Origin of the sequence: Paenibacillus sp. B1-35, assembly GCF_050474385.1 — a bacterium.
GTDB classification, from domain to species: domain Bacteria; phylum Bacillota; class Bacilli; order Paenibacillales; family Paenibacillaceae; genus Paenibacillus_B; species Paenibacillus_B alvei.
In genome coordinates this window covers 731,839-757,376 of the sequence record NZ_JBCHVJ010000001.1, presented here as the reverse complement: position 1 = coordinate 757,376, position 25,538 = coordinate 731,839, and the positions used below count along the sequence as shown (strand labels likewise).

The window sequence follows — 25,538 nt, the reverse complement described above, 5'->3', positions numbered from 1 at the left end:
CACTCCAACTTGATTGATACAACTTTACTTAGAAATTCTTCCTTCCCGACCCTGTCATGTCAGTAAGCGACTCGGAGTATTTTGATAGTAGACCCCACGATAGATATGAAAAGGAGGTTCATTATGCTGAGGAAGAGTATCCATTCAAGTAGAAAGTCTACTGTAATGGTTGGGTTGTTATTCATAGTCGGGTTGGTTGCAGGGATATGTAGTGTTGTGCCTGTTATTGATGGAGCAGACTACCTGGTCAACGCTTCTACAAATGAAAGTCAAGTACTGATAGGAGCGTTTTCACAGTTGTTAATGGTTGTTGCCTATGTTGGGATTCCGATTTTGCTGTATCCGATAATAAGCAAACATCATAAAAGTTTAGCTCTTGGATCTGTTGCTTGCGGCATAATCGCGGGTGTGTTCATTATGATTGGAGTTATCATTCTGCTGCTGTTACTGACAGTAAGTCAAGAATTTGCAACAGTTGATGCTCTGAACGTATCCTATTTCCACACCCTGGGCGAATTGTTGCGGGACGGTCGTGATTTGGTGAACCATGTCGCAACAACACTGGCCTTTGTTTTGGCTATGTTCTTATTTACCTGTATATTTGTCCAGACCAAAATCGTTCCACGCTGGCTGTCAGTTCCGGGTCTGATAGGTTCAGCACTATCTATATTGGCAAGCCTATTATTTATGATTCGCTTCATCGGTCTGGACGCAACCTACATGGTATTGAACGTGCCGATCGCTGTTCAACAATTGATATTGGCTATATGGCTGATCATGAAAGGATTCAATCGGGCGGAATAGTTTCTATATCCAATGAAGTAAAAATGTGCAGGAGATGAGCTCGTCCATCTCTGCCGATGCTCTCAAATGAATGTCCTTACCAAATGTATTGTTAAGCCGTAAATTCCCTGTAAAAAAAGCGCATTGGAATTTTCCAAGCGCTTTTTGCTTTTACGGTATTATTTTAACGTGAGGTTTCCGTCAAGCCCTTCATAATAAACTCTGCTAGATACTGTATCAATTGCGGAAAATGGCTAAGCCCAATCTCTTCCTTGTGTGCATCGATATAGGCTAACGAATCAAGAAAGGCGGGCAAAAGTTCATCATCTATATCATCTCGTATTTTTCCTTCTGCCTTCCATTTTTTGAATAATCCAGTATAGAGGCTGCGAATGGAATCATCTTCAGCTTTAACTTCTTCATAGTATTGTTCCAGTTCCCGAAAGAGATCATGATTGTACCATTCTTTTAGGATATTACTCGTGTTCGTGGCACTAATGTTCTGCTCCACGATCTGTTTCACTAGCGTTACGGGATCCTGATTCATGTCCAGGGATTCAATCATCCGCTTTTTGAATTTTTCGTTTTCTTTCATATAAATCTCAAAGAACAATCTTTCTTTTGAGGGATAGTAGTTATAAAAAGTACCTACCGCGATTCCTGCCATTTTCGCAATTTCTGAAATATTCGTATCCTTAAACCCTTTGGAGTGGAATAATTCCCATCCGCAATTAAAGATCATCGTTTTTTTGTCCATTTGGCAACGAACCTTTCATGAATGAATATTTTATAATTCATTCTCATTAGATCATAGCTGCATTTTGATGTCAAGATTTGGTGTCTCCTACAATGAACAAAGGTGACCGGATGAATACTACATCCACTCAATTGTCGTCGGTGGTTTAGACGCAATATCGTATATGATACGATTGACATGGCATGTGGAAAGCATCAGACTACGGCTTTCTTGTTTCGAAAATCGCTTCCGGGAATTGTCTTGATGTTCTATCGAGCAATGCTGTTGGAGTGTTCTTTAGGTGCTTGTCGAAGAATGCTACCGAGTATGCGTTGATGATATCATGTGCTCGTCTGCCAATCGGCCCTCCTAGTCCAAATTTCGAAGAAATCGGGGATAAATAGGTTAGGTCAGTTAAATCAGCATGAAACATCCCAGGAACCTGAACGAAGTAGCCGTCTCCTGGCAAACTATTATATACCGCACGCATCGTGGTCTGAGTTTTCTCGATATCCTCCTCCGTCCAACCGCCGGCTCTTTGTCTTTCAAGCCGCATTGTGTCGGCATCTCGGGTAATCCACATGCTTGGCTGTTGCAATCCCTTCTGTACGACTTCTGCAGTCATATCAACATCCATCACCAAGCAGGCCTTTAGGCGCGGATCTTTCAAGCATGCTTCGGCACCAACCGTACCGCCAAATGATACCCCCAATATGCCAGTATGCTGCAGATCAAGCTTGCCGGTCAGAATATGATTCGGATCAGCGCTATTTATAGATTCCAACTGATTTAGCACGAAGCTGATATCTTTTGCAAAATACGGGATAACACCGTCCATGATTTCTGCATTGTTTAAGAGGTCTAATTTCTCAACAGTACTCCTGTTTTGTTCCCTAAGCGAATCCATCTCGGGTTTTGAGAGTCCCGCTATTTCACGTCCATCTGGAAAAGTCACCGATGCGGCTGCTCCCGGCTGGTCGATACCTACGGCAATATAGCCATGAGAGACTAATTCCTCAATCTGATAGGTGTTCATCTGACGGTATCCAGTAAGTCCTTCTAGAAAAAGGACGACCGGATAATTGTTTTTATTATCGGCTGCGACTATGGAAGAAGAGGAATGTGAAATCACATATTTGAGGTGCTTTAAGGAGAATACCGGGAAATTGTGCAATCGCGCTAAGGCTGTTGGAACAGAGCTGGAATTCTGCAAGTATGGAGCATACGATATGGATGATCCCTTCTTAGACGGATACCATACTTGCACCATCAGACCACGATGCGCACTTTTGTCAGAACCGAAAACTTCGTGACGACTTAAGTCCGTCCAATGGTAGGTTACAGTCCCGATTTCATATGATCCGCTTGGACGCGGGAAATGAAATACCGGAAAAATAATTGGAAGAGCAATCGATATTCCGATACCAATGATGCCTAATGTGATAGGAACAATAGTTACATAACGTTTCGTTAGGATTTGTTTAACATTCCCCCCTGCTTGTATAGTGCCCTGCAGCAAGCTAACTAATAAGAAAAGTACAGTCAGCACATATGCTGGAGCCATTTGCCAGCGCGGGCCTTCTATTAGCACTTGCACAATTGCTATACAGAGGGTGGCGGGTATGACAAGCCCCTTCCAACGAACGCGGTGAGGGCGCGGGATTATTAGGATCAATAATGCCATAAAATTGGCAAACGATAAAAGAATCTCGAATGGTCTCATATTCTCATCCTCCAAGCTGATACTCATCTACAAGATCATATTGCATCAAGACATTGACCAATTGACAGCTTCCGGAAACTAGAATACATGCGGGATTATTCAATAACCCAATTGGAGTTTCTCAACAAAAACGAATGAATATATTTAAATTCATTCATATTAAAACATAATCGTATTTGGTCGTCAATAGATCAATATTTCTTGAAAAAGAGAAATCCTAATGACACAGCGTTCTTGCGTAGCTTGTGACGAAGTACATTTGAATCGTCCCTTCCTGCGTCATAAAAACCAGCGGCAGCCTTTGACTGGATTATAAAGTCTTGGATAGCCGCTGGTTCATTTACATTACCAATAGCTTCTAATTCCACATTGCAGACGAATCAAAGCCTCAAAATAATAATAATCTCCCCAAATCATGTAATCATCCGGCCCACGATCTCCTCTAACGTGATAAGAGCCATGCTGCAGTAAACCTTCTGCATCTGGCATATTCATTGTGGAATAGTTTGCAACAAGTGACTCCATCTGTTCATGCAGCGATTGGGTGAAATACTCACGATCTGGATCTTCCACATCAAGCAGACCGTTCAGCTCAATCAAACCGCAGGCAACGATTGCAGAAGCAGAGCTGTCACGAGGCGTTGACGCTTCAACTGGAACGTCAAAATCCCAATAAGCAACATGATCCTCTGGCAGATGATCGATAAAATATTTTGCCATACGCTTAGAGGCAACAAGGAAGTCAGGATCTTGCGTATATCGATAAGCAAGCGCAAAGCCATAGACACCCCAAGCTTGACCTCGTGTCCAGGTTGAGCCATCCTGATAGCCCTGATGCGTGCCTCCGCGCAGAGCATTGCCATTCTCCTGATCGAAATAGAAGGTATGGTAGGAAGAGGAATCGCCTCTAACTAGAAAACGCAAGCTCTTGCGTGCATGCTTATACGCAATATCATAGTATTCCTGTTCACCTGTCTGCTCATATGCAAAGAACAATAACGGAAGATTCAGCATGCAATCAATAATGATTCTGCCGCCGTTCTCAGGATCTCCTTCTTTGCCCCATGCTTGAATAATGCCCATCTTCGGGCGCCACCGATTCGCAAGCACACGTGCTGCCTGCAAGGCTACCTGCTTTGCTTCTTCACTCTTTGTTATGCGATACTGGGCAACGGCAGATAGTGAATAGAGAAAGCCGATGTCATGATGATCCAAATCCACATGATGATCCAAACGATACTTAAAGTTCTCCAAGAACTTTTCCGCTGCTTCTTTATAATAGGAATCTTGATTATATTCATACGCCAGCCATATCATCCCGATATAGAAGCCCTCGATCCAATCGTTGTTCTCTCCCCATTCATAGCACTTGTCTCCCGTAATATGAGGAAGCAATCCTGGGTGATTGCGCAGATTATTTGCTATTTTCGCCTGTGCATCTTCAATTGCTTTACGCCACATGAGTTCTACTCCCCTGCCAGTTTAAAGTTTATTGACTCTTCCATCATCCTCTGTGATTTGTCCCAGGAGACAAACTCTCTTGGTGTTGTTCCTACATCACGCTTAAATAGTTTAATGAAATAGCTTTTGTTCGAATAACCGAGCAAATCTGAGATTTCCTCTACCGTTTTGTTCGATTGCAGCAGAAGCTCCTTTGCCTTCTGAAGTTTGACTCGATTCACATACTCTATAAAATTGATATTCAACTCTCGCTTAAACAGCCGACTGAAATAACTCGAGTTGAGATTTAAATAGCTGGCCATCTCCTCTAGCGTTATCCGCTCCGAAACATGCTGAATGACATATTGCTGCGCCTTAATCACTTCCGGACGCGTAGATATTGTAATCTCGCTTAACTTAGCAGCCATACGTGATAAGTAGTCTAGGAACCACTCCGATAAATGCGACAAGGTTACAATTTGGCTTATGGTTAAATAGAGCTTCTCATCGGAAAACTCGCTTTGAAAATGAAGTGTAACTTTTATTTTCATATGTAAATCCAAAAGTAATTGCAACACCCATTCTTTTACATAATCAGGATGAAAACGAGAGGATCTCACCCAATTCGACCAATCTTGTATTGTCATCATGAGTCCAGACTGATTCTTAGCTGCGATATGCTCGCTAATCATGGAATAATACTTTGCATACTCTTGATAAATATCAACTTTGCTGAATTCCTGTTTTGACCATGTGCTCACGCTGGATTCCGCACTATAAAATCGATGCTCCAACTCCTGCAGCATAGGAAGCAGAGCATCTTGAATTTCTTTGGGTTTGCTTACCGTTCGACCAATGAAGCCGGATACATGGATTTTTATGTACTGTTTGATGTTGGTAATGCAGGTCTGCATCATGTGATAAACATAGGACTGCTCAACACTCGGATCATCCGTTAAATAGAGAACAACCAAATCGCGACTATTATAGTTAAAAATAACGAAATTCCCTTTGTCGCTCAGAATCTCCTGAAGCACATTCTCCACCGCAAAAATAATCGTATGATCATTCAATCTGTGCACACGAGTCATCTCATTCAACCGATCTACAGAGAGGATCATGGTGACGTACTGTTTTGATTGAAGATTAATACCATTTAATCCTGCCTTCTCAATCCAAGCATGCTTCGACCAGGCATTTTGATACAGGGTATCCTTCAAAAATTTGTTTCTGACAGCAGTCTGATTCATTTTGCCTAATTGCTTGTAATGTTGAAATTCAGCCAATTGATCCTGTTTGGAGCATAATCGATGGGTTATCTTCTTTAAAATCTGCCCTAGTTGCTCCACTTCCAAGCTTTCTTTCAAAATATAGTCCTGAACATTCAACTTAAGTGCTTGTTGAGCGTAATGAAATTCATCATGGCAGGATATAATGATCGCCGCAAAGTCAGGGTTAATTGAGCTATACTCCGCAATCAGTTCGAGTCCGTTCATTTTCGGCATGCCAATATCCGTAATCACGATATCTGGCAATCGCTCGCACATACGAATCGCTTCCAACGCTTCTAACCCATTGGAATACGTACCGAGCAATTCGATGTGAAGCTGTTTCCATTTGACGGCTTGAGACAAATATTGAAGAACAGGGTAATCATCATCTACTACAATCGCTGTAAACATTTAGCTTCACTCCACTTCACGGTTTACTTGGGGCAATTGAAGCGTAATTGTTGTTCCTACATCAACTTCACTGTTAATCCTCATTAGAAACTTTTCGCCATATATTAATTTCAACCGCTGATAAACATTCGTCACGCCAATGCCAGAGAAGCCAGATTTGTTGGGAGCAGCCTCTCTCTGGCCCTTCTCAAGTTTGGTTATCAATTCTTGCAATCGTTCTGGCGTCATTCCGACGCCATTATCATGAATCTTAATCAAGAGGCTGCTTTCTTCATTCACCTTTACCGTATACGATTCGATTTCAATTTGGCCGCCATACTGATGAAATCCATGAATGATAGCGTTTTCTATAATCGGTTGAATCATAAAGCGAGGAACGAAGACGTGCTCACTACCCACGACAATTTTCTCGATTAACTGAACCTGATTCGCATGCCTGAAGTTCATCAAACATATATAATGCTGAATGGTCTCGACTTCGTCGCGAAGCGATATCCATTCATTATCTCGATTAATGGTCATCCGCAGCAATGATGATAACGAACCGATTAACTTCGCATTCTCTTCATCGCCGCGAATCAGGATGTTTAAGCGAATCGAATTTAACAAATTGAACATGAAATGCGGATTAATTTGTGCTTGAAGCATCTCAAGCTCTGCTTTGCGCTTCTTAGTTTGCTCAAGCGTAATCTGTTCGATCATCATCTCAATTCGATCCAACATTTGGTCAATTGATTTGCCAAGTTGGCCTACCTCATGCTGTCCTCTAATCCCCGAACGAATACTTAATTGCCCCATATTGACCTTGGCGACAAATTTACTTAACTTTGTGATCGGATTAGTGATCGCCGAGATCAGAATCATCAGCAGAATGCAAAACCCTGTAAAGAAAAGAAACTGCATAATGAAGCTGGTTACTAATATCTGATTGTTAGGGCCTACTGCCGAAGAATATGGAACTAGACTGAGCAAGGACCATTTGGTTCCAGCTACGGGCTCTGAAACATAGATATACTTTTCATTGTTGTAGACGAGCGTATTCTCGTTAATCGCATAATCATGGTATCGGAATTGTTGTCCGATGTTTATGGAGTCCGACTGAGATAAGATCGCTCCCTGATCATCCAGCAGCATAATTTTCTGTTCTGAATAGCTGTTTAGCTGACGTTGTATCTTACTTTCGTTCACACTGACAATCACATAGCCAAGCGAATGGCCACTTGAGTTTTTCATGGTGCGAGCGATGGTAAGCACCTTCGGTGACTTCTGCTTCGCTTCGAAATTGCCGTAATAATTATCCTGTAAACCAATCCATGCCGTTGAAAAAGCAGCAAGCTTATCCAGTTCCTTGAATACAATTTTTCCATTAAAGAAATTTGGGTTAAAATCACTAAAAGAATAATTCGTATACGTAAACCCATTTACACCCAACACGGTGATATACATATCTGAATTCTGGGCAAACAGATCATCCAGATTAGAAATCAAACGCATGTAATCTAACTGCTGACCTGAGTTATTACCGCTTGCAAACTGCTCTTTGCTGCTTGTTACATGTTTATTGATTTCATTATTCATCAAAATTATATTCGACAAAGATAGCATCTGTTCAACAATACCGGATACATTGGAATCAACTAATATTAACGTATCCTGCGTGCTAGAAACCGCTTTATGCAGCACAATATCTTTGGTTACATACGTAGTTAAGAAGTAATTCACAATAAGGGGAATCATAAAACACATCAAAGCCGCAATAACTAGTTTTGTACGAAGTGAATATCGATCTATTTTCATAAATGGAGCCCTCAAATGTTTATCACGTAGAATAGGAACAGGGAAATGATTTCTCATTTCCACTGTTACCTATATATAATGATCCTATCTAAATTTGGTCAAGCAACAATATCACAATTTCTATTTTTTGTTACTATTGATTACATCTGTGATTTTCTTGTCCATATTTTCAATTGTCTTATCGATATCTTGCTTATCTAACAAGTACAATTCAACCTCAGCAATGGCAGCTTTCTCGACCTCACCAACGTAAGGAACCGGAACTGGCGCTTGACCAGGCTTCGTGTTTTTCATGGTATATTTCAAGGATTCCATATCCACCTTGGAAGGGTCCTTCGAAGTGCTGACGATTTTCTCTGTCAACTTGTCGGAATCCGATTTTGCCCAACCGGAGAATACGCGACCGCCAATCTCCAAGCCCTCCGTTGTATACCATCTAACGAATTTGTATGCTGCTTCTTTGTTTTTGGACTTAGCAGCAACCCCCATGTAAGTAGGCTGTACTGGGGAATAATGCTCAGTTGCACCTTCCAGCTTAGGAATAGGAGCAAACGCTGCATGGAAGGTTGCAGGGATTGCATCCGTACCGCCCGATTCAGCAACCATCCAGTCCCCGATTGGTACCATCGCTGCTGCACCGTTAAAAAACTGTGTTCGATAATGCAGCTTTTGAGAAATAATGTCTTCGTATGGATTTGCTGTTTTATCTGTGTACATCATCGTTTTCAGCATTTTCAAGCTGGATGTAAGGAGTGGCTCTGTCGCATTGGAGGTTCCGTCCGCTTTCAAGAAATTGTTATCGATTTCTTTACTCTTGAGCTGCAAGTTGTAAAGGTCTGGCCAGTTATGGAAGTAGGCACCATATACTTTGGAAGCGCCTTCACCTTTAGTGAGCTTTTTAGCATAATCTTCGAAATCAGCCCAAGTCCAATCTTGTGGAACCGGCAATTGTGCTGCGTCCAGCAAGTCTTTGTTTAATAAAATAAACCAGCGCTGCAGGGAGGAAGGGAGCGCAAAAATTTTCCCATCCACTTGAGTATCTACCAGGTATTCGTCACCGTACTTATAGCCTTCCTTTTCAATGTAGCTGTCAAGCGGTTCCAACAGACCAATCGAAGCACGCTGCGAGTAGTTTGTATACGGCATTTCGATAATATCCAATTGATCATCTGATGCAGCCATCAAATCAAGCTTTTGCATAGCTGCAACCGAGTCTCCTTTTTCGTTTAGCAGATCAAGCTCTACTTTGATGTCTGGGTTCGCCTTCTCGAATTCCGGTATGATTTTGCTCCATTGCGCCTTCGCATCTGTTTGCCAAGTGCTCAGCTTCAATGTTACTTGCCCTGTAGTAGTGCCATCTGTTGCCGGAGTTGATGTAGAATCAGAGGAATTGTTGCTGCCGCAAGCAGTTAGCGATAAAGCTAGTGATGCTGCTAATACAGTTTGAATGATCTTTTTCATGTAGACCCTCCTCATATGATGATGTCGTAAGTAAACTTCCTTCATGTCGGTATAATCGTAACATGATTAAAATCCATTCAAAGCAGACAATTTTTACTGAGGTAAGATTATTTTTACTTCTTTTAGCTTATAAAAAAATGAGACATGGTGTCGCTATAGATTCCCGAGATTATGTGAACTGGTACAAAGTTATGAAAGAGCTTATTTTCCCTCACAGATAAGATTAAAATAATGTATTTTTGATGTAGATAGGATATATTTAGTAATAAGCTAATTAAAGCTATTTTGATGGATCGTCGAATGAATAAGAGGAAATTAAATGGAAATCAACTTACCCCATGCTAAATTAATTGCCTTGCCATGCCTAAACATATCACTAAATGAAATTACAAATATAAATCTATTCGATAATAATTTCACAAAAATCCCAAAAGAGATCTATAAAATGAAGAATCTAGAGGTACTAAATATTTCTACTAATGAGATTAGGAAAATTGCTGCTAATATTAAAAATTTAAAAGAACTTAAAATGATGGACTTAGGACACAATCAGATTGAAGCAGTTCCATCAGAAATTAGGAGCCTTATAAAATTAAAATATTTGAATCTGAGTGATAATAAATTGAGGGAATTACTAAAGAAAATTGGTAACTAACCTGATAGAATTATGCTTAATGAATAACCAACTTAATAAGATACCTGAGAGTTTTAGCATGTTAACCAACATTAGAAGAACTTCACCTGAAAAATAATCAATTTAGTATTTTACCTTGAGCAGGCAAACTCATTTTGTCATACTGCGCCATCACTTTTGACGTTCGGCGAACCTTTCGCAGACGGTCAATGAACTCTCCCCACGTAAGGTATTCTAGCTTCCAGTTCGTGTCTGCAAGATGTTTTCTCCGAATGATATATCAAGTTCGATGTTGTGCATTGAGGGTTACCCTTTCAGCTAAATTACTAAGATAATGTTGTGTTTACTCTTCTTCCTCTATATCACCTATACCATTGCAATAGTCGCAAGGCTCTTTATAAGTTTCCTCAATATATGGTATGTGTGGTGATACAATCCCTATCTTTTCTTCCGTAGATCCCGACCCATGGCAATGGGTGCAATTCATTCAAATCACTCCGTTCATCACAAGAATTAGTATGTAAACCTCCTTACTATTAAAATATAATTTGCATATTTTTACTTTTAATGATAGGATAATGACATAACTTACCAGAAATGAGGTGGTAAAGATGAAAAAGTTTCTAGCTGTTGCTTTAGCAACCGTTATGGTTATATCAGTATCCGGTACTGCTCTAGCATTTGGTGAAATTGATAGGAGAGGTCAACTTCCTGGCGGTACTCCCCCTCCTCCGCCTCCCTATTGCCCTTGGGGAATGAATGCAAAGTGTTACACGCTTTGACTAATGTTATGATTTGGCGGGAGAATTCCTCCCGTCTTTTCATTTCTACAATTACCCTTATGTTAATGAAGAGCATGTGATATCTTATCGATCAGGCTCTACCATGTGTCTCCGGGTCGTCCACTTGGATCTTAGCCAGCGTAGCCAGCAAATCTTGGAAGTCTACCCCGAGTCATTCAAACTGTACTTTGAACTTGAATGCTGATTCGTTTCCTGCCTATGCCGCCTTCTGCCGAAGCTGACAGTTCTTTTCAATGTCTATCTCTACAGTGGCAGGTACATTAATCGACTTTTCTTTCAATTCTTTTTCCAGTCGCTTCTGCTCTTTAACGGCCTTCTGTAGCTCACGTGCTGACATGCTCTCCACATCATTCTCCTGTACAAATTGCTCCCGATCTTCAGCTGGAACACCAAGAAGGGACAACGCTTTAGCATAGCTCAATTCTTAATCGCTTGGAAATTTGAACCGCACTCTTCAGTTATCCCATGAAGTTGTTGGCCGTTGATTGGCTGTAGTGAACATTTGCTTCCAGCCAGGTTCCCCATTCCCCGTGATTCACAAGGTCCTTAGCCTCATTCAAGCGCTTTCCTATTTCAATAGCACTACGTAGAACAATTTCTCTAGTTTTCAAATCGATACTACGGATTTCTGCTGCAATCACTTCTGCACTCCGCACTATATCGCTCATACTGGTTCCTCCTGCCGTTCATTCTATACCGTAGCTTTTGCTTTCTTCTTTGTCTTTTTTCGAATTTTTCTTTTTTAAAGGTTTCATCAAAATGTTTAACCTCTTCGGTCATCCCGCAATTCTTTCTCCCTCTGCACTGCATCACTGATCCCTTTTAACTCAATTCACATTCAAACGAAACTAAATAACCAGTCGCCAATTAATTTTCGACGACTGGCTGCTTAAACTTGCAAGGTGTTTTGCCCTATCTCACAAACAGGGGTCAGTCCCAATACCATCTTTATTATGCTTTTAATAAAAAACCTCACAATATAAGCTATGAGTTTCTTTTAGAGGTATTCAAGGAAAAAAATTAAATAATTACTACACATAATCTCTTTGGAATCTCTTTATTTGTCCAAAACTCCTTAGAGGTAAGCGTCAAATAGGTGGGGCTATTTGACGCTTACGCAGCGGCGAGCTGCGCAGCGAAGCTTCAGCTCGATTCTGGTTGTTCTTCAGGGGGTTGGCGCGATTGGCATGTCAGTTTCATGCTTTATTTCTTTTGACGCAATCTTTGTCGCTAAAGAGCTCCCCACTAGCGTCCTTGCTGACGGTAACGTCAATGAATTGCTCAGTTACCTCATAGTAGACAGTTGCCGTAACCGTTGTTTGATTCATCATTGCGCCTTTAGGGGCTTCCACACTCAATTGATCTTTCTCTAAAGATAAATCCTCATCTCTAAGCCACTTCGCATATAATACGATGTCGCTTGTAACCGTATTAGTAACGAAATTCCACGCATCGTTTAATTCTGCATCTCGGTACCAACCACCGAATTTCATTTCAGCTTTGGTTGGTACTGGCGGCTCGGTAATTGTCCCCCCCATATCAGCGAACTTCATCGCAACTTCACTGCCGCCATTGGAATCAAAAGTTACCGCATAAGGGTTGTGTACGCCGATCGAAGGCGTTCTATCGCCTAGTGGATTTCCAAAAAAGTCCGTTCTCTCTGTCATATGAGGCAGAGCGTTCACACGATCCACATATGGGCTAATTACTTTGACACCTGAACCATAGGCCATGTTGTTGTCGCCATCAGCAAGGCGGAACCCGTCCATTACGCTGTAATCAAGCTCGGCATCAACGGTTCCACTATTGGCAATCCAATGTTCCGGTGCAATCTTATAATCTTTCAATATGGAATATAGTTCTTTTTCCGATACGTAGCGATTGTCAGCTGTTGTTACACCTCTGCCTAAATATCCGCCCCCGCCAGCATTCATACTGCCAAAAAGATTAGCTGGATATACAATGTTGTTCGTAAACCGTCCGGCTATAAATGGCGCTGATGTTCCGCCGCCTTTTAGACCAACGCTGTTGTTAGCACCAGTATAAGCAAATATGTTGTTTTGGAAGTAAATATGCAAGTTGGAAGCCGTTGGGTCAAACACTAACGAACCGCTATTCTTCAATGGAGAGATGATTACATTGTTATAGTATAGTCCGCTTAATTCCTCGCTTGTTGAAGAACCGCCCGCAAGTAATACAAGGCTATTGTAACTCTTATTAAAATCCGGACTGCGACCGTCGTTCACGCTGATGTTATAGCGAACGATGTTGCCCTTGGCGGCATTCATCTGCAAATACCAACCGCCATAGTTGTTTCGGCTGTAGTTATATTCATACACATTATCCTGACAATAATTATCAATATCCCATGCCATACCGTCATTACTTGCATGATAAGGGTTATCTACAGCTTCATTGTAGCGGAAGATCGTGCCTTTACTTGCCATAATCCACGCTGCCGCATAATTTTGCGAACCAAGATATGCTGGCGTTGTATTATTTGGACCCCAGTTCGGTACCAGTTTGCCGCTCTTATCGCTTAAATAGCTGTACCCGCTGTCTGTGACCACATTTCGTTCCACAAGGGAATTGTTCCCGCCGGACAGGACGATTCCATCACCAACCGAACCAGAAACCCAGTTGTTTCTAAATACAGCGTTAGATGCCCAAGGATAGCTTGAGTTGCTCCAAGAGAGACCCGTATTGTTCGTCCCCGGGTTGCTTGGCCCATAAGCATTGTTGCGAATGCCTTCGTTATCACAGCGAAGGGTCTTATTGCCTTCGACCAGTACATCTACATAACCATTAATAATGATGCCGCCAGATATTTTACTGGCTCCATTCGCTTGGTGCAATCCATTCACATCATGAACATAGTTGTCTCGAATGACAATTCCTTGCATACGAGCATCCGCATAATCTTGAATGTTAAATTGACTTTGTCCCAGCTTGGATATACGGGACATCACAGCAATACCGGAGCGGCCGTCACCTGCTGTAGTGCCGATGTTCGTCACTTCAATTCCGCTGACTACCCAATAATTGACGTCGTACAACTCAATTGTACCGTTTAGGGTAATGCCTGATGGGCTTGACGCTGTTCCTCCGCCATTAATAATCGGCCGTTGGTTAGGATCGGTCGTATTATATTTAGTAAGCGTAATCGGATATCCTTCTTCGCCGTTGCCGCGCAATCTGATTTGTTCATTCCACACGCTGTTTGCATCCAAATAAATCGTTGAACCTGGGAGGAACACATATTCATTTATTTTGGATATTGATTTCCATGCTGTCTCCGGTGTGCGTCCATCGGCATGATCATCACCATTATTGGAGAAATAATAATCACGGACTTCACGAGGTGCAATGTTCAACTCAAACGTAATTTCAGCAGGGTTCAGGTCGAGTCTAACGGTATATTTTCCTGGCACAATATTGTTTCTTACAAATGCTTTTTTGTTAATCGTTAATACATTGCCGCTAACTGTATAATCCAAAGCTTGTGTTAGGGTTGCATCGCCGATTTCCACACCAGCTAGATCCGCTAAATCAGGATTCACGGTAATTTTATAATCATCCAAGCCAAGAACATAAGTGCTGTCTTCGGAGTGAGTGTACACTTTAGGTAAGAGCTTTAATGTAACCGATGCTGTTGCCGTTTGGGCTGTTACTTCACTATCCATCACATATACGTCATCGATAAAGTGCTTGTTCTGCATATCTTTAATCGTTCCGGATTTATTGCCCCAATTCGTAGCAAGTTGCAATGCATCAATTTTCGAAATATTGTTCGATACATTCGTATTGAACGCGCCCTCGTCTGTCGTTTGTCTCTTAATTGCTTTTCCATCAATTTTGTAGGTTGTTCCCGTTGAGGTAACGACCCATTGGAATTTATGCCAGCCTTTGCTGCGCTTCACGTCGACGGGATAGAACCTTCCAGTTGATCCGAGCCTAACTGCGTAGTTAGTCTGGTTCGCCGCCCAGTTGCCATCCGCATTCCCATAATTTATTGTGATATGTTCATTGGTTGACGGAGTTAAGCCAAATACCGCGTGATCACCGGATGCCACCCCGCCATCGTCGTAGTACCAGGCAGTGACGATTGTTGTCTTGCCGGCTTTTGGAGCGTAATTATAGGCGCCTGGGAAAGTAGCCACCTGGCCAGCACCACTCGTTGTCGCGGCTTTTGCTCCGGTACGGGACATCACGTCACTTTGGACGTACCCGTTCTCACCCGTCGTAAACTTCTTATTCCCTTCAAATCCATCGTAGAACATCGTATCCTTCTTATTGAAGTAATCAACGCTGACATTTACGGTTACCTCTTCATTCTCTGTTGGGACATAACCTTTCTTAACCGTAACGAATCCAGCATGATCAACTTCGATCTTATCTTTGTCTCTCACTGCTGGGCTGAAGCTGATGTTATCAGCTACGAACTCATCGGCAGTGTCAACGATTAGCCGCTGGCTCTCGCCTGCCCGTAAAGTCTCGTTCTGACGGACTAGCGCAATATGAGCTGAATATGCTGCACTCTCCCCTGATTCATCAGAATCCAAGAAGCGTGTTGTTGCGCTGCCCATCGCTCTAACTGTAAATGTATCATCCAAGCTCGGGGACAGAGCTGCATCATTACCTGTTACTGCGACAGGGCTCCCATTAGCAACTCCGTGACTGAAGAGCTGAACCGAATACGCAGATGCGTTAGCAACGTTATTCCAAGTAGCATAGGTACCGTTCCATCTAACATTTTCCGGTGCAGACAAGTTCTCGATCGTTAATGTTCCTGTTGCCGTAACTTCTTCACTTCTATTTCCTTCTGTATTCATGACGATTGCTGTAACTGTGTAATTACCCGCCCCCAATGCCCTTGCATATGGCAGAACATGATGTCTTTCATGATTGTTTAGCTGGTCGGGCCCTCCATTTTTCGATAAATAATAGCCAACGGGTTCACCATCTTTGAACAGGGTTACAAGGGTATCCCCGTAATTAGAACCGCCTGTATAAATACCCGTGTTCGGGTCAAGCGTCGGGTTAATGGGCGCATTCACCTGCGTATTTGTCTGAATCAACAACGGTGCAGCTTGGGATTTCACAACAATTCCCTCTGCCGAAGACACCAGGCAATAATAAAACTTACCTTGCTGCGCAACTGAGTCAACCTTTGACAACGTTAATACCGCATCATTTGCTCCGACGACTTCCGCCCCGTTCAAACCTGTTTCGTCGTTAGATACATACCATTGGTATGATGCAGCAGCGGCTGATGCCGTAACGCTAAATGTTGCTGTCTCGCCTTGGTTCACTTTTGCTGCTATTGGATGAGTGATAATTTCCAAATCTGACGCTCCATCTGGTGGTGCTACATTCAATGTTAATGTTCTTGTACCAGTTACGGGAGCAACATCTTTGACAACATAAAAATCGTCGATAAGATGCTTGTTATGAACATAAGAAATGTTGCCTGCTTGGTTATTCCACCCTCCAGCAATTTTGGGTTGAATGGTTGTACCGCTCTTCATCGCTTTGTAAATATCATACTGTGCTGAATCGGGTATTGAAATGCCGTCAATTTGCAAGGTCGCACCATTCGGTGTAATGAACCACTCAAATTTGTGCCAGCCTGTGGAGCGTTCAACCCCGCTGTCTTGCCAACGTTTCGCCGCTGAACCGGCTGATGATGGTGCAAATGCCCAAGTATATTTTGTCGGGTTATGAATAACGTCGGCCTGTGAACTTTGATAGAATGTCCCAGCGAAGGTGGCATTTTTGCCATCCAAAATCGCAAATTGGGTTCTTGCAGCCGCTGTCTTCTCCTCTTCCGGATACGGGTCGTAATACCATGCCGTCATTTTATAGTTGCTTCCGGCGGGCAGAGCCACGTCTTGGCTTACATTCTCCGTATTCGTTGCGCTTGATGGTGTAATCGCTTTCAAACCAGAGCGCGACTGGGCATCAGACAGTGAAAATGATGAACCAAGTTTACTTATTGACGTCAGCGGACCATTGTTATTCTCAAAATCCTCCATGAATAACACATCTGAGTCATGGTAATAACTCGTCGTGGCGGTTATCGTCACTGGGATGCCTGTATCACCGGGGGCCGCGAAGGTATAACCGCTAGCTAATGCAACGTTTCCGTTATCATCAACCGTTACTAAATTCGAATTGCTTGAATCATAACTGAACGCATCAATCACCGGTCCTTTAACAAAATTGCTTACTGGTGCACCTTTGTAAGTAAGGTTTACTCTGCCTGCATGATCCGTCGCTTGTGTCAGTTCTAGTACAACAGAGTCAAAAGATTCAACCAATCTCTCTGCAGCCGAAACTTCAGATACAGGCGCCAAGCCGGGCAGACCAGAGAATGTCAAAGTTGCTACCGTAACAATCGATAAAGCTTTTTGCATCCATTTTGTTCGTCTCATCTGGCAATCTCCTTTTCTATGAATTCATATTTATATAAATCTGAATCTATGAACACCAAAATAGATTCAGATCTATATAAACGTAAGAACAGTATTTCATCTAGTTCACTGTTAATTCATTGAATTGATTGCCGTTAAACATAATCTTCGCTTTATCCGCTCTAGTTGCAATTAACGTTCGTAAGTTAGACTCAGCCTGCCTGTATATAATGGAATCCTTCACTTCTTCCAGGGTAAGCTTGGTGAATTCCGGCTTTGTCATTAAGGTGGCAATGACATCCTCGCCCATATATTTGCCGATTACCGTCTCCCCTACAGAAGCGGCCGCCAATGACTCCCAGAAATTTCGTGATACAGTATCTTCTTTGGATATATCTAATCGATTTAACACTTTCTCTTCCATTGCTTGTCCAGTTGATGCGAACATAGCCGTTAATTCATCAGCAGTGCGCACATATTCTGCGCTCCTTGAAGCATATTCAACTTGTAACTCGGCGTCGCTCATTTTCGTTTGTTCGATCTGGGTTTCTACCAAATCCGGCCAACGAGCGCCACTTACATATTGCATGTATTGGTATAGATCTAACTCAGGCAATCCGTAGTAAGTATCCCCCGTATTTTCCATCTCAGCCCGCTTAGCGTTTTCATCTTCCATGTCGGATTTTAGCTCATCAAAACTTTTGTATGGAGCAATATCCCGCTCGTCTGCAATAATTTGCTCCTGTTTGGCCCTTAGCAATGCCGTCATCGCGGCTTTTTTGGCATATTCAGATGGTGTTTCCTGATTTTCGCCGTATTGGCGTGTCCAGAACCCCTCATCTACTTGCGCACCATAGGTTCTGTAGAAATAATTTACGGTTACAGCTCTCTGCTCATTGATATAAAATAGATATTCTTCATCTGTCACAGCGTATCCATCCACCGTAAACAACCAATTATCAGGCAATGCAACTTTTTTGTTAGTTAATATCATCATTAATACAGCGAGTACAATTAGTATTACGGCTGTAAACCATATACGCACTGTTGGTTTTCGTCTTGTAAAACCCATATCAACCCACCTTTCTACTATTCAATCTATCTTTGCAGATTTATATACTTATAGGCAGCTTTATGAATAAAACTGTCATTGAAAACGCTTTTATTTATAAATATATCTATTTTCAGATGACCGACCAATTTCATATTTTGACCGATCTCAGACGATTTTGACTAGATACTTCCCCATATGACAAAAGAAATGAACGCAATGGTTCATTTCTTTTCGTTAACTATCTATTTGTATTGCTCCTATTCCTTCGAGCATTTCTATCCCTTAACGCCTCCGAGCGCAATCCCTTCAATAACTTGCTTCTGCCCGATAATAAAGATAATGACCAGCGGCAAGATTGCTGACACAGCTCCAGCCATCATCAAGGAATACGTATCTCCATATTGGTCACCGAACAATCTGATCCCAAGCTGAATGGTGAACAACTCTTTGCTTTTTAAGAAAATCAGCGGATACTGATAATCGTTCCATGTCCAAATAAATCTGAGGATCGCATAGGTTGCGATGGCTGGACGAATAAGCGGCAGCGCGATTTGGAAGAAGCTTCGTGCATGTCCGGCTCCGTCTATTTTGGCTGATTCGATATATTCGTTGCTGACACTCATAAAGAATTGTCTAAGCATGAAAGCTCCAATTACGCTAAATCCGTTCAGCAAGATAAGACCAATATGAGAATCAAATAAATGTAGGGAACGGAAAAGCAGGAACTGCGGAACTAATGAAGCTTGAGGTGGAACCATGTATAGTGCGAGAACGAGAAGAAACATCGTATCTCTTCCTTTGAAATGGACTTTGGAAAATCCATAAGCCGCAAGTGCACACACGGATACATTGAGCACAGTCGTTGCCACTGTTACATAAATCGAGTTTGCATAGTATTTGACAAAGTTTCCTGACCACACTTCTGCATAGTTCTCCATCGCATTCCAGTTTCTCGGAATCCATTCGATTGGGAATTTGAAGACATCCGCCTCAGGCTTGAATGATGTTGACAACATCCAGATGAATGGAAGCAGGAAGAGAAGCCCTATAGCTGCCATAATCACTGTGAATATGATCTTTGAAACCGATATTTTTTTCATATAGATTGTTCCTCCATTCTAGATCTCTTCTAGTAGTTAACCCACTTCTTCTGGGCAATCCATTGTCCAGCCGTTATGGCTAAACAAATGAGGAATAATAGGAGCGCCATTGAAGAGGCATACCCTGTTTTCAACTGATTGAATGCAGTGTCATACAAGTCGTAAACGATTACATTTGTTGAATTAGCAGGTCCGCCTTGCGTTAATACTTGAATGAGATCAAACACCTTGAAGGAACCAATGATTCCTGTTACTAGCAAGAAGAAGGTCGTTGGCGAAACACTTGGCACTGTGATCTGTCGGAATTTCACCCACGTTCCTGCGCCATCGATATCTGCCGCTTCATACAAATCCTTCGGAATGGACTGCAGCGCAGCAATGTAAATGATAATGTTATAGCCGAGCATAATCCAAACTTGAATCATCATGAGAGAAGGCAATGCATAATCGATATCTGCCAACCATTTAGGTGGATTCTCAATGCCAAATGACATCAGCATCTGATTTACCGGACCTAATGATGGATGGAAAAGAACCTGCCATACCATGGCGACGGCAACGACGCTGGAAATATAAGGCAAGAAATAAACAACCTTAAATCCATCCTTGAAATAAACATGTTTGTCAATGAGAATAGACAGCAACAGCGATAAGATCAAGGTTATCGGAACCGTTATAATAAAGACTAAGTTGTTCAATAGGCTCTGAATAAACACATCGTCTTGGAACAAACGAATAAAATTATCAAAGCCTACGAATTTGATAGCACCATATCCCGCTACGAAATTCCACTCCGTAAAGCTCAGCAATAGGGAACACACAACAGGAATAAGGGTTAGGACAATTAATCCGATCATTAATGGGGCTACAAACATATAGCCGGCTAGTGTCTCTCTAGCGCTAATTCCTAGTGATTTCTTACCTTTCATTTTTTATCCCCCTCTGAAAAATACGTCTTGTTCTATAGTGTCATTGTAATCAGAATGAAAATCGCAAATAAGGACTAAAATCGTTCATTTTGAAACGAATTTTACTTTTCTAAGCCTTATTCACTAGATATAAAAAACAAGCGTCTCCCCGTCTATCAAGAGAACGCTTGTTATCGTTCTTATTATTGGCGCGCTTGCTTAAATGCCTTCACATACTGATCAGCCTTGGCACGAACGAGTGTATAATTGCCTGTTTCAATGGCTTCCTTCGTAAGATCCGAACCAATTCCTACCGCAAATGCACCTGCTTTGATCCAGTCGCCCAAGTTTTCTACATTCACTCCCCCGGTTGGCATTACATTCGCGTGAGGCAATGGGCCTTTGATATCCTTGATCATCCCTGGCCCGAATTGACTTCCCGGGAACAGCTTAACGACATCCACTCCTAAATCGAGAGCGCTTTGGATATCATGAATGGTCATGACTCCAGGCATGATTGGAACACGATAACGATTGCACAGCTTAATCGTATCTGGATTCAGTGAAGGGCCCACGACAAATTCGGCGCCGCTTAGCATTGCTTGGCGTGCCGTTTCAGGATCAAGCACCGTGCCGACGCCAATTATCGCTTGTTGAGCTGAATCAGGATGATTCCATGAATAACGGCTGGCAAGCTCTTCGATCGCCTTAAGCGCATGCGGAACCGTCATTGTAATCTCAATCACCTTAATGCCGCCAGCAATGGCTTCCTCGGATAGTCGAACCACCTGCTGCCAATTCTCTCCCCGTAATACCGCGACAACCCCTTCTTCATGAATCCGATGAATAATGCTCATTTTCTTCAATTTGCTTCCCTGCCTTCCATTGTATGTACTAGATTCATTGGACTTAACGTTCAACATGCGCTTTTCTACTAAGCTTCGCTTCTGCCTGTGCCATTGTCGGGAGACCCTGCCAATCGCCTTCCGTCTGGATCACCATAGATCCAAGCAAATTTCCGATGCGAACGGATTCCTCAAGGGATTTATTTCTTAGTAAACCGCTAAGGAAGCCAGCACAGAAGGCATCGCCAGCACCAACGGTGTCTACTACGTGTTCAGCAGTGAAATAAGGAATTCTAGCTACCTTTCCACTCTGTAATAAATAGGTTTCATGATCTCCGCCTTTTACGACGCATACGTTGCCAAGCTCATGCAGCTTCGCAAACAAAGCACTTTTGTCGTCAGTTTCATAGAGCAGCTTCAATTCATCAAGCCCAGGCAGGAAGTAGTCTGCTTCCGCCGCTAGAGGCAGAATGAATTGACGAGCTTTCTCCACGCTCCAGAGCTTCAGGCGCAGATTTGGATCAAAGCTGACTTTAACGCCATGCTTGCGTGCAAGACGTACAGCCTCAATAACAGCTTGACATGCAGTCTCGCTGATAGCCATCGTAATCCCGGTTACATGCAAAATGCGAGCACCTGCTATGTACGCCTCATCCAGCATATCGGGCGACATCAGACTAGCAGCCGAATTCCGCCGAAAATAATAAACGGAGGATTGTCCGGCTATTGCCTCACGCATCATTAGACCCGTTGAAGCAGCATCTGTGCTCTTCACGCGTGAGACATCAACGCCTTCGCCCCGCAATGCTTTGATCATCATCGTTGCCAGCGGATCTTCACCTAATTGAGAGAACCATCCGACATGAATGCCAAGCCTAGCCAAACCGATGGCTACGTTTGTTTCGGCCCCACCGAAGGTGCATTCCAACGTATGGCTGTATTCGATTCCTTTATTTCCGGTCGGCAGCATGAGTGCCATCGATTCCCCAAAGGTAACCACCTCAGGGCTTGCTTGCATCTGGGACACACTTCTATCCTTCATCGGTTCCCCCCCCTTAGCTAATTAAAAGACTGTCATGGTCTGTCCATAACAGTCTCCATTTTTATGATAGTGATGTTATCGAAACATCCGCTGCCATCCACGCATCGAATATGTCCATTGATATATTCGGGTGCCCTGCCTCCAAATACGATTATCTTAACTATATACAGCCGAAATTTGCGGTACAGGACATATATTCGTGCATTATCAAACGAATTTGACTTGTTTACAAAAAAACGACCCATGTGATTGGATCGAAGTGTGTAAGCTATTTATTTGCTCCGTGAAACGAAAAAAAGCCTTTTATAGTTACCCTTGCGGGCAAACATAAAAAGCTTTACTTTGCATTCGATAATGCATTTTGTTTAAAATTTTTCAGGAAATTGTTTGACAATGCCTTCTGTCAGGATGTCAGCTAAATGAATCATATGGATCTCGTTTTTGTCGGTTGCTGCTATATCCGCTTTCCAATCTCCCTTGAGACAGCTTAGCACGATCTCCGTAATCAACTGAAGGTGGGTATACAGCATATCCTGAAGCTCTTTAAACTGCCAGTTCGGATTCGCATCGCTTAAAAATTTGGCGATCTCGTCAGCGTTTTTATGCCAGTCTGCCTCTAACTTTTTCACATCTGCCTGATTGCCCGCTTTGGCCGCCTCTACGATTTTCGCTGCAATTAGAATATGTTCTATTAGAATTTCGGCCAGCTTATTGCCTGCGGCTTCCCCGTAATAAGGTTTGATTACATTTCCAATATCCTGCTGGTTCTGCAATAGCCGCTCCAATACATCCTTCTGATCTGGACGATTTGAGATAGCGCTGACAATATAGCTTCTTGTCCATATCGTATGGTCGATCCAAACCTTTTGCATATCGGTTTTCAGCTTTACCATTTTGGGACTCAGGCAATTCGGATCCTTCTTCTCGCTCACCATTGCATTTGCTTGCACGGGTGCTGCAACCTGCGTCATGCTAACAAAGAGTACCAAGGTTACAAGCAGCGCCAGCAACCATTTGTTTTTCAAATTCATCTGCTCCTCTGTATGTCTGAAATAAAACTGGCTGTCTTAGTTTAAGTTGGAGGATCCATTTTCATACAGAGGATTATTGTTTGTGTCAAGCTTTTGCCACCCATGCGTGCAGTCAATAGAACTGTTGTGTAAGTCGGAGCGAACGAATCTCAGGCCACGAAGGTAGGAATCGATATTTCAACTTTGTAACGATTATTAATCTGTTTTTTAATCTGCCTGCATTAGAAGACGAAGCAATCCAAGTCACAAAATCCGCTGCCATGGTGATGATTGCAACTGTGATGCAAGCGCTGTTGCCTATATGGTTGAACTCCAGATCCATCGACTCCGTCATACAATCCGTTATAGTATCCTCCAAAGAAATTCTGTGGAGACCAGTCTGGACTTGCTTTTGGAGCAGGCGGTGATAAAGCTTGGAACTCGTGTGTGCCGTAAACGATTTTGCCGCCTACAACGGTAAAGACGGACTCAATTTTTTTGATATCTTCTTCAGATACTTGAAAGAAATTGTCCGAAAGAATCGTGAAATCAGCATAATGTCCGGCTTTAATTTGTCCTTTAACATCCTCTTCTTTCGAAAACCATGCATTCCCGGTTGTATACATACGGAGCGCCTGATGTCTGTCTACACGATTAGAAGCAGGATACAAGCTAAGCCCTCCAAGTGTTTTTCCCGTTACTAACCAGTATAAGGCCAGCCACGGGTTATAACTTGCAACTCTTGTTGCATCTGTCCCTACTCCGACACGCAATCCAGCGGTAAGCATCTTCGTTATCGGTGGTGCATGTTCTGCTGCCTTCGCTCCATAGCGATCGACGAAATACTCCCCTTGAAAAGCCATTCGGTTTTGAACGGAAATCGAGCCGCCTAACGAAATGACTCGTTCTAGATCTTTTTCTTGAATCGTCTCCGCATGATCAATAATCCAACGTATGTCTTTAAAAGGAGCTTCTTTATTTACCCGCTCAATTACATCAAGAAATCGTGTGATCGATTCTCCATAGGTAGCATGAAGACGAAACGGCCAGCGATGCTTGGCTAGATGCTCAGTTACTTCGAATAGCTCGTCTTCCAGTACGGCAGGCAGTTCTGGACGTGGCTCAACAAAATCTTCGAAGTCTGCCGCGCTATAAACAAGCATTTCTCCGGCACCGTTATGACGATAGAATGAGCTCCCGGTATACGGCTTTGTTGATTCCGTCCAATTTTTGAAGTCGTTTAGTTCATGCCCTAGGTTCTGTGTGAACAAATGGTATGCTGTCCGAACCGTAATTTCCCCTCGCTTATCCAGCTCTGCAAACACTTTATAATCATCTGGGTAGTTCTGAAAACCGCCCCCGGCATCAATCACGCTTGTTACACCAAATCGGTTCAATTCTCTCATAAACAGCCGAGTCGAATTCATCTGATCTTCATAGGAAAGCTTCGGGCCTTTAGCTAACGTGGCATATAAAATTGTCGCGTTCGGGCGGGCGATTAACATCCCCGTAGGATTGCCCTGACTGTCCCTTTGGATTTCTCCTCCTGGCGGGTTCGGTGTATCTTTTGTATAGCCGATCACACGCAAAGCAGCTTTATTCAAAAAGGCTTGACGATAGAGGTTTAGAATAAATACAGGGGTATGAGGGGCAATTCGATTGATTTCTTCTAATGTAGGCATTCGTCGTTCTTTGAATTGAAATTCGGTCCATCCGCCAACAACGCGAACCCAGTGAGGAGGAGGTGTCCGATCGACCTGCTTTTTCAACATCCGTAACGCATCAGCCACAGAAGGTACGCCATCCCAGCGCAATTCAAGATTAAAGTTAAGCCCACCTCGAATAAGATGCATGTGCGAATCATTTAAACCTGGTATTAACATGCGTTTGTTAGCATTTATAACTTTTGTCGAGGGCCCTACAAGCTTCATCATTTCAGCATCGTCCCCCACAGCACAAAATTGTCCATCCTTTACTGCGAGCGCAGTAGCTGTAGGGTTATCTTCGTTCATCGTAGCGATAAAAGCGTTATAAATAATAAGGTCAGTTGCCATTCCATTTATATACTCGATCATCTTTTGTCCTCCCTCATTTGTTGATGGTTAAA

The 25,538-nt window shown here is 42.7% G+C and carries 19 protein-coding genes; 2 read left to right on the top strand and 17 right to left on the bottom strand.

Annotation, left to right across the window (positions count from 1 at the left end; all coding sequences use genetic code 11):
• Positions 1–123: 123 nt before the first annotated feature.
• Positions 124–804 carry a DUF4386 domain-containing protein gene (locus tag ACQ5BJ_RS03360; RefSeq protein ID WP_430108531.1) on the top strand — a complete coding sequence of 227 codons (681 nt, stop codon included), beginning with the start codon at positions 124–126 and terminating at the stop codon, positions 802–804.
• A 163-nt stretch (positions 805–967) separates the two neighbouring features.
• Here ACQ5BJ_RS03360 and ACQ5BJ_RS03355 read toward each other — a convergent pair whose 3' ends face one another.
• The 7 genes from ACQ5BJ_RS03355 to ACQ5BJ_RS03325 form a co-directional block, all read right to left on the bottom strand.
• On the bottom strand, positions 968–1,540 hold the full coding sequence (locus ACQ5BJ_RS03355; RefSeq protein WP_262866712.1) for a TetR/AcrR family transcriptional regulator: 573 nt from the start codon (positions 1,538–1,540) through the stop codon (positions 968–970).
• 117 nt (positions 1,541–1,657) lie between these two features.
• Entirely contained in the window at positions 1,658–1,735 is a 78-nt protein-coding gene (locus tag ACQ5BJ_RS03350) for a hypothetical protein (RefSeq protein WP_081505811.1), read from the bottom strand.
• Between the two features lie 4 nt (positions 1,736–1,739).
• The gene (locus tag ACQ5BJ_RS03345) at positions 1,740–3,242 is read right to left on the bottom strand and encodes an alpha/beta hydrolase family protein (protein ID WP_005550219.1); all 1,503 of its coding nucleotides are present in this window, start codon (positions 3,240–3,242) and stop codon (positions 1,740–1,742) included.
• A 345-nt stretch (positions 3,243–3,587) separates the two neighbouring features.
• On the bottom strand, positions 3,588–4,703 hold the full coding sequence (locus tag ACQ5BJ_RS03340; protein ID WP_005550218.1) for a glycoside hydrolase family 88 protein: 1,116 nt from the start codon (positions 4,701–4,703) through the stop codon (positions 3,588–3,590).
• A gap of 5 nt (positions 4,704–4,708) precedes the next feature.
• Entirely contained in the window at positions 4,709–6,364 is a 1,656-nt protein-coding gene (locus ACQ5BJ_RS03335) for a response regulator transcription factor (protein WP_430108526.1), read from the bottom strand.
• 6 nt (positions 6,365–6,370) lie between these two features.
• Positions 6,371–8,161, bottom strand: a complete 1,791-nt coding sequence (locus ACQ5BJ_RS03330; protein ID WP_430108523.1) for a sensor histidine kinase — start codon at positions 8,159–8,161, stop codon at positions 6,371–6,373.
• Positions 8,162–8,281: 120 nt separating this feature from the next.
• Positions 8,282–9,622: an ABC transporter substrate-binding protein gene (locus ACQ5BJ_RS03325; RefSeq protein WP_005550215.1), complete on the bottom strand. Its 1,341-nt coding sequence runs from the start codon at positions 9,620–9,622 to the stop codon at positions 8,282–8,284.
• Positions 9,623–9,941: 319 nt separating this feature from the next.
• On the opposite strand from ACQ5BJ_RS03325, the gene ACQ5BJ_RS03320 reads away from it, so the two are divergent.
• Positions 9,942–10,277, top strand: a complete 336-nt coding sequence (locus ACQ5BJ_RS03320; protein WP_430108519.1) for a leucine-rich repeat domain-containing protein — start codon at positions 9,942–9,944, stop codon at positions 10,275–10,277.
• A 978-nt stretch (positions 10,278–11,255) separates the two neighbouring features.
• Here ACQ5BJ_RS03320 and ACQ5BJ_RS03315 read toward each other — a convergent pair.
• The 10 genes from ACQ5BJ_RS03315 to ACQ5BJ_RS03270 all read right to left on the bottom strand — a co-directional run bounded on the left by ACQ5BJ_RS03315 (position 11,256) and on the right by ACQ5BJ_RS03270 (position 25,506).
• Positions 11,256–11,480, bottom strand: coding sequence for a DUF3102 domain-containing protein (locus ACQ5BJ_RS03315; RefSeq protein WP_051135191.1), 225 nt, complete (start codon positions 11,478–11,480; stop codon positions 11,256–11,258).
• 37 nt (positions 11,481–11,517) lie between these two features.
• Entirely contained in the window at positions 11,518–11,727 is a 210-nt protein-coding gene (locus ACQ5BJ_RS03310) for a DUF3102 domain-containing protein (protein ID WP_005550210.1), read from the bottom strand.
• Between the two features lie 528 nt (positions 11,728–12,255).
• Positions 12,256–17,493 (bottom strand): InlB B-repeat-containing protein, encoded by a 5,238-nt coding sequence (locus tag ACQ5BJ_RS03305; RefSeq protein ID WP_430108516.1) that lies wholly within the window; start codon positions 17,491–17,493, stop codon positions 12,256–12,258.
• A gap of 100 nt (positions 17,494–17,593) precedes the next feature.
• A complete protein-coding gene (locus ACQ5BJ_RS03300; RefSeq protein ID WP_430108513.1) occupies positions 17,594–18,544 on the bottom strand; it encodes a hypothetical protein in 951 nt (316 codons plus the stop codon).
• Between the two features lie 257 nt (positions 18,545–18,801).
• A complete protein-coding gene (locus ACQ5BJ_RS03295; protein ID WP_005550200.1) occupies positions 18,802–19,626 on the bottom strand; it encodes a carbohydrate ABC transporter permease in 825 nt (274 codons plus the stop codon).
• 29 nt (positions 19,627–19,655) lie between these two features.
• Entirely contained in the window at positions 19,656–20,555 is a 900-nt protein-coding gene (locus ACQ5BJ_RS03290) for a carbohydrate ABC transporter permease (protein WP_005550199.1), read from the bottom strand.
• 182 nt (positions 20,556–20,737) lie between these two features.
• Positions 20,738–21,391 (bottom strand): bifunctional 2-keto-4-hydroxyglutarate aldolase/2-keto-3-deoxy-6-phosphogluconate aldolase, encoded by a 654-nt coding sequence (locus ACQ5BJ_RS03285; RefSeq protein WP_430109421.1) that lies wholly within the window; start codon positions 21,389–21,391, stop codon positions 20,738–20,740.
• A 52-nt stretch (positions 21,392–21,443) separates the two neighbouring features.
• Complete coding sequence (locus ACQ5BJ_RS03280) at positions 21,444–22,421, bottom strand: sugar kinase (protein ID WP_430108509.1); 978 nt, start codon at positions 22,419–22,421, stop codon at positions 21,444–21,446.
• A gap of 365 nt (positions 22,422–22,786) precedes the next feature.
• A complete protein-coding gene (locus ACQ5BJ_RS03275) occupies positions 22,787–23,446 on the bottom strand; it encodes a glycosyltransferase (protein WP_430108506.1) in 660 nt (219 codons plus the stop codon).
• 227 nt (positions 23,447–23,673) lie between these two features.
• On the bottom strand, positions 23,674–25,506 hold the full coding sequence (locus ACQ5BJ_RS03270) for an amidohydrolase (protein ID WP_430108504.1): 1,833 nt from the start codon (positions 25,504–25,506) through the stop codon (positions 23,674–23,676).
• Between the last annotated feature and the right edge of the window lie 32 nt (positions 25,507–25,538).

Bases quoted from the DNA above. Each gene is read 5' to 3' on its own strand.
- ACQ5BJ_RS03295 (WP_005550200.1), bottom strand. From the start codon at position 19,626: ATGAAAAAAATATCGGTTTCAAAGATCATATTCACAGTGATTATGGCA.
- ACQ5BJ_RS03270 (WP_430108504.1), bottom strand. From the start codon at position 25,506: ATGATCGAGTATATAAATGGAATGGCAACTGACCTTATTATTTATAAC.
- ACQ5BJ_RS03320 (WP_430108519.1), top strand. From the start codon at position 9,942: ATGGAAATCAACTTACCCCATGCTAAATTAATTGCCTTGCCATGCCTA.
- ACQ5BJ_RS03335 (WP_430108526.1), bottom strand. From the start codon at position 6,364: ATGTTTACAGCGATTGTAGTAGATGATGATTACCCTGTTCTTCAATAT.
- ACQ5BJ_RS03325 (WP_005550215.1), bottom strand. From the start codon at position 9,622: ATGAAAAAGATCATTCAAACTGTATTAGCAGCATCACTAGCTTTATCG.
- ACQ5BJ_RS03310 (WP_005550210.1), bottom strand. From the start codon at position 11,727: ATGAGCGATATAGTGCGGAGTGCAGAAGTGATTGCAGCAGAAATCCGT.
- ACQ5BJ_RS03345 (WP_005550219.1), bottom strand. From the start codon at position 3,242: ATGAGACCATTCGAGATTCTTTTATCGTTTGCCAATTTTATGGCATTA.
- ACQ5BJ_RS03330 (WP_430108523.1), bottom strand. From the start codon at position 8,161: ATGAAAATAGATCGATATTCACTTCGTACAAAACTAGTTATTGCGGCT.
- ACQ5BJ_RS03360 (WP_430108531.1), top strand. From the start codon at position 124: ATGCTGAGGAAGAGTATCCATTCAAGTAGAAAGTCTACTGTAATGGTT.
- ACQ5BJ_RS03290 (WP_005550199.1), bottom strand. From the start codon at position 20,555: ATGAAAGGTAAGAAATCACTAGGAATTAGCGCTAGAGAGACACTAGCC.
- ACQ5BJ_RS03350 (WP_081505811.1), bottom strand. From the start codon at position 1,735: ATGCTTTCCACATGCCATGTCAATCGTATCATATACGATATTGCGTCT.
- ACQ5BJ_RS03300 (WP_430108513.1), bottom strand. From the start codon at position 18,544: ATGGGTTTTACAAGACGAAAACCAACAGTGCGTATATGGTTTACAGCC.
- ACQ5BJ_RS03340 (WP_005550218.1), bottom strand. From the start codon at position 4,703: ATGTGGCGTAAAGCAATTGAAGATGCACAGGCGAAAATAGCAAATAAT.
- ACQ5BJ_RS03305 (WP_430108516.1), bottom strand. From the start codon at position 17,493: ATGAGACGAACAAAATGGATGCAAAAAGCTTTATCGATTGTTACGGTA.
- ACQ5BJ_RS03355 (WP_262866712.1), bottom strand. From the start codon at position 1,540: ATGGACAAAAAAACGATGATCTTTAATTGCGGATGGGAATTATTCCAC.
- ACQ5BJ_RS03285 (WP_430109421.1), bottom strand. From the start codon at position 21,391: ATGAGCATTATTCATCGGATTCATGAAGAAGGGGTTGTCGCGGTATTA.
- ACQ5BJ_RS03280 (WP_430108509.1), bottom strand. From the start codon at position 22,421: ATGAAGGATAGAAGTGTGTCCCAGATGCAAGCAAGCCCTGAGGTGGTT.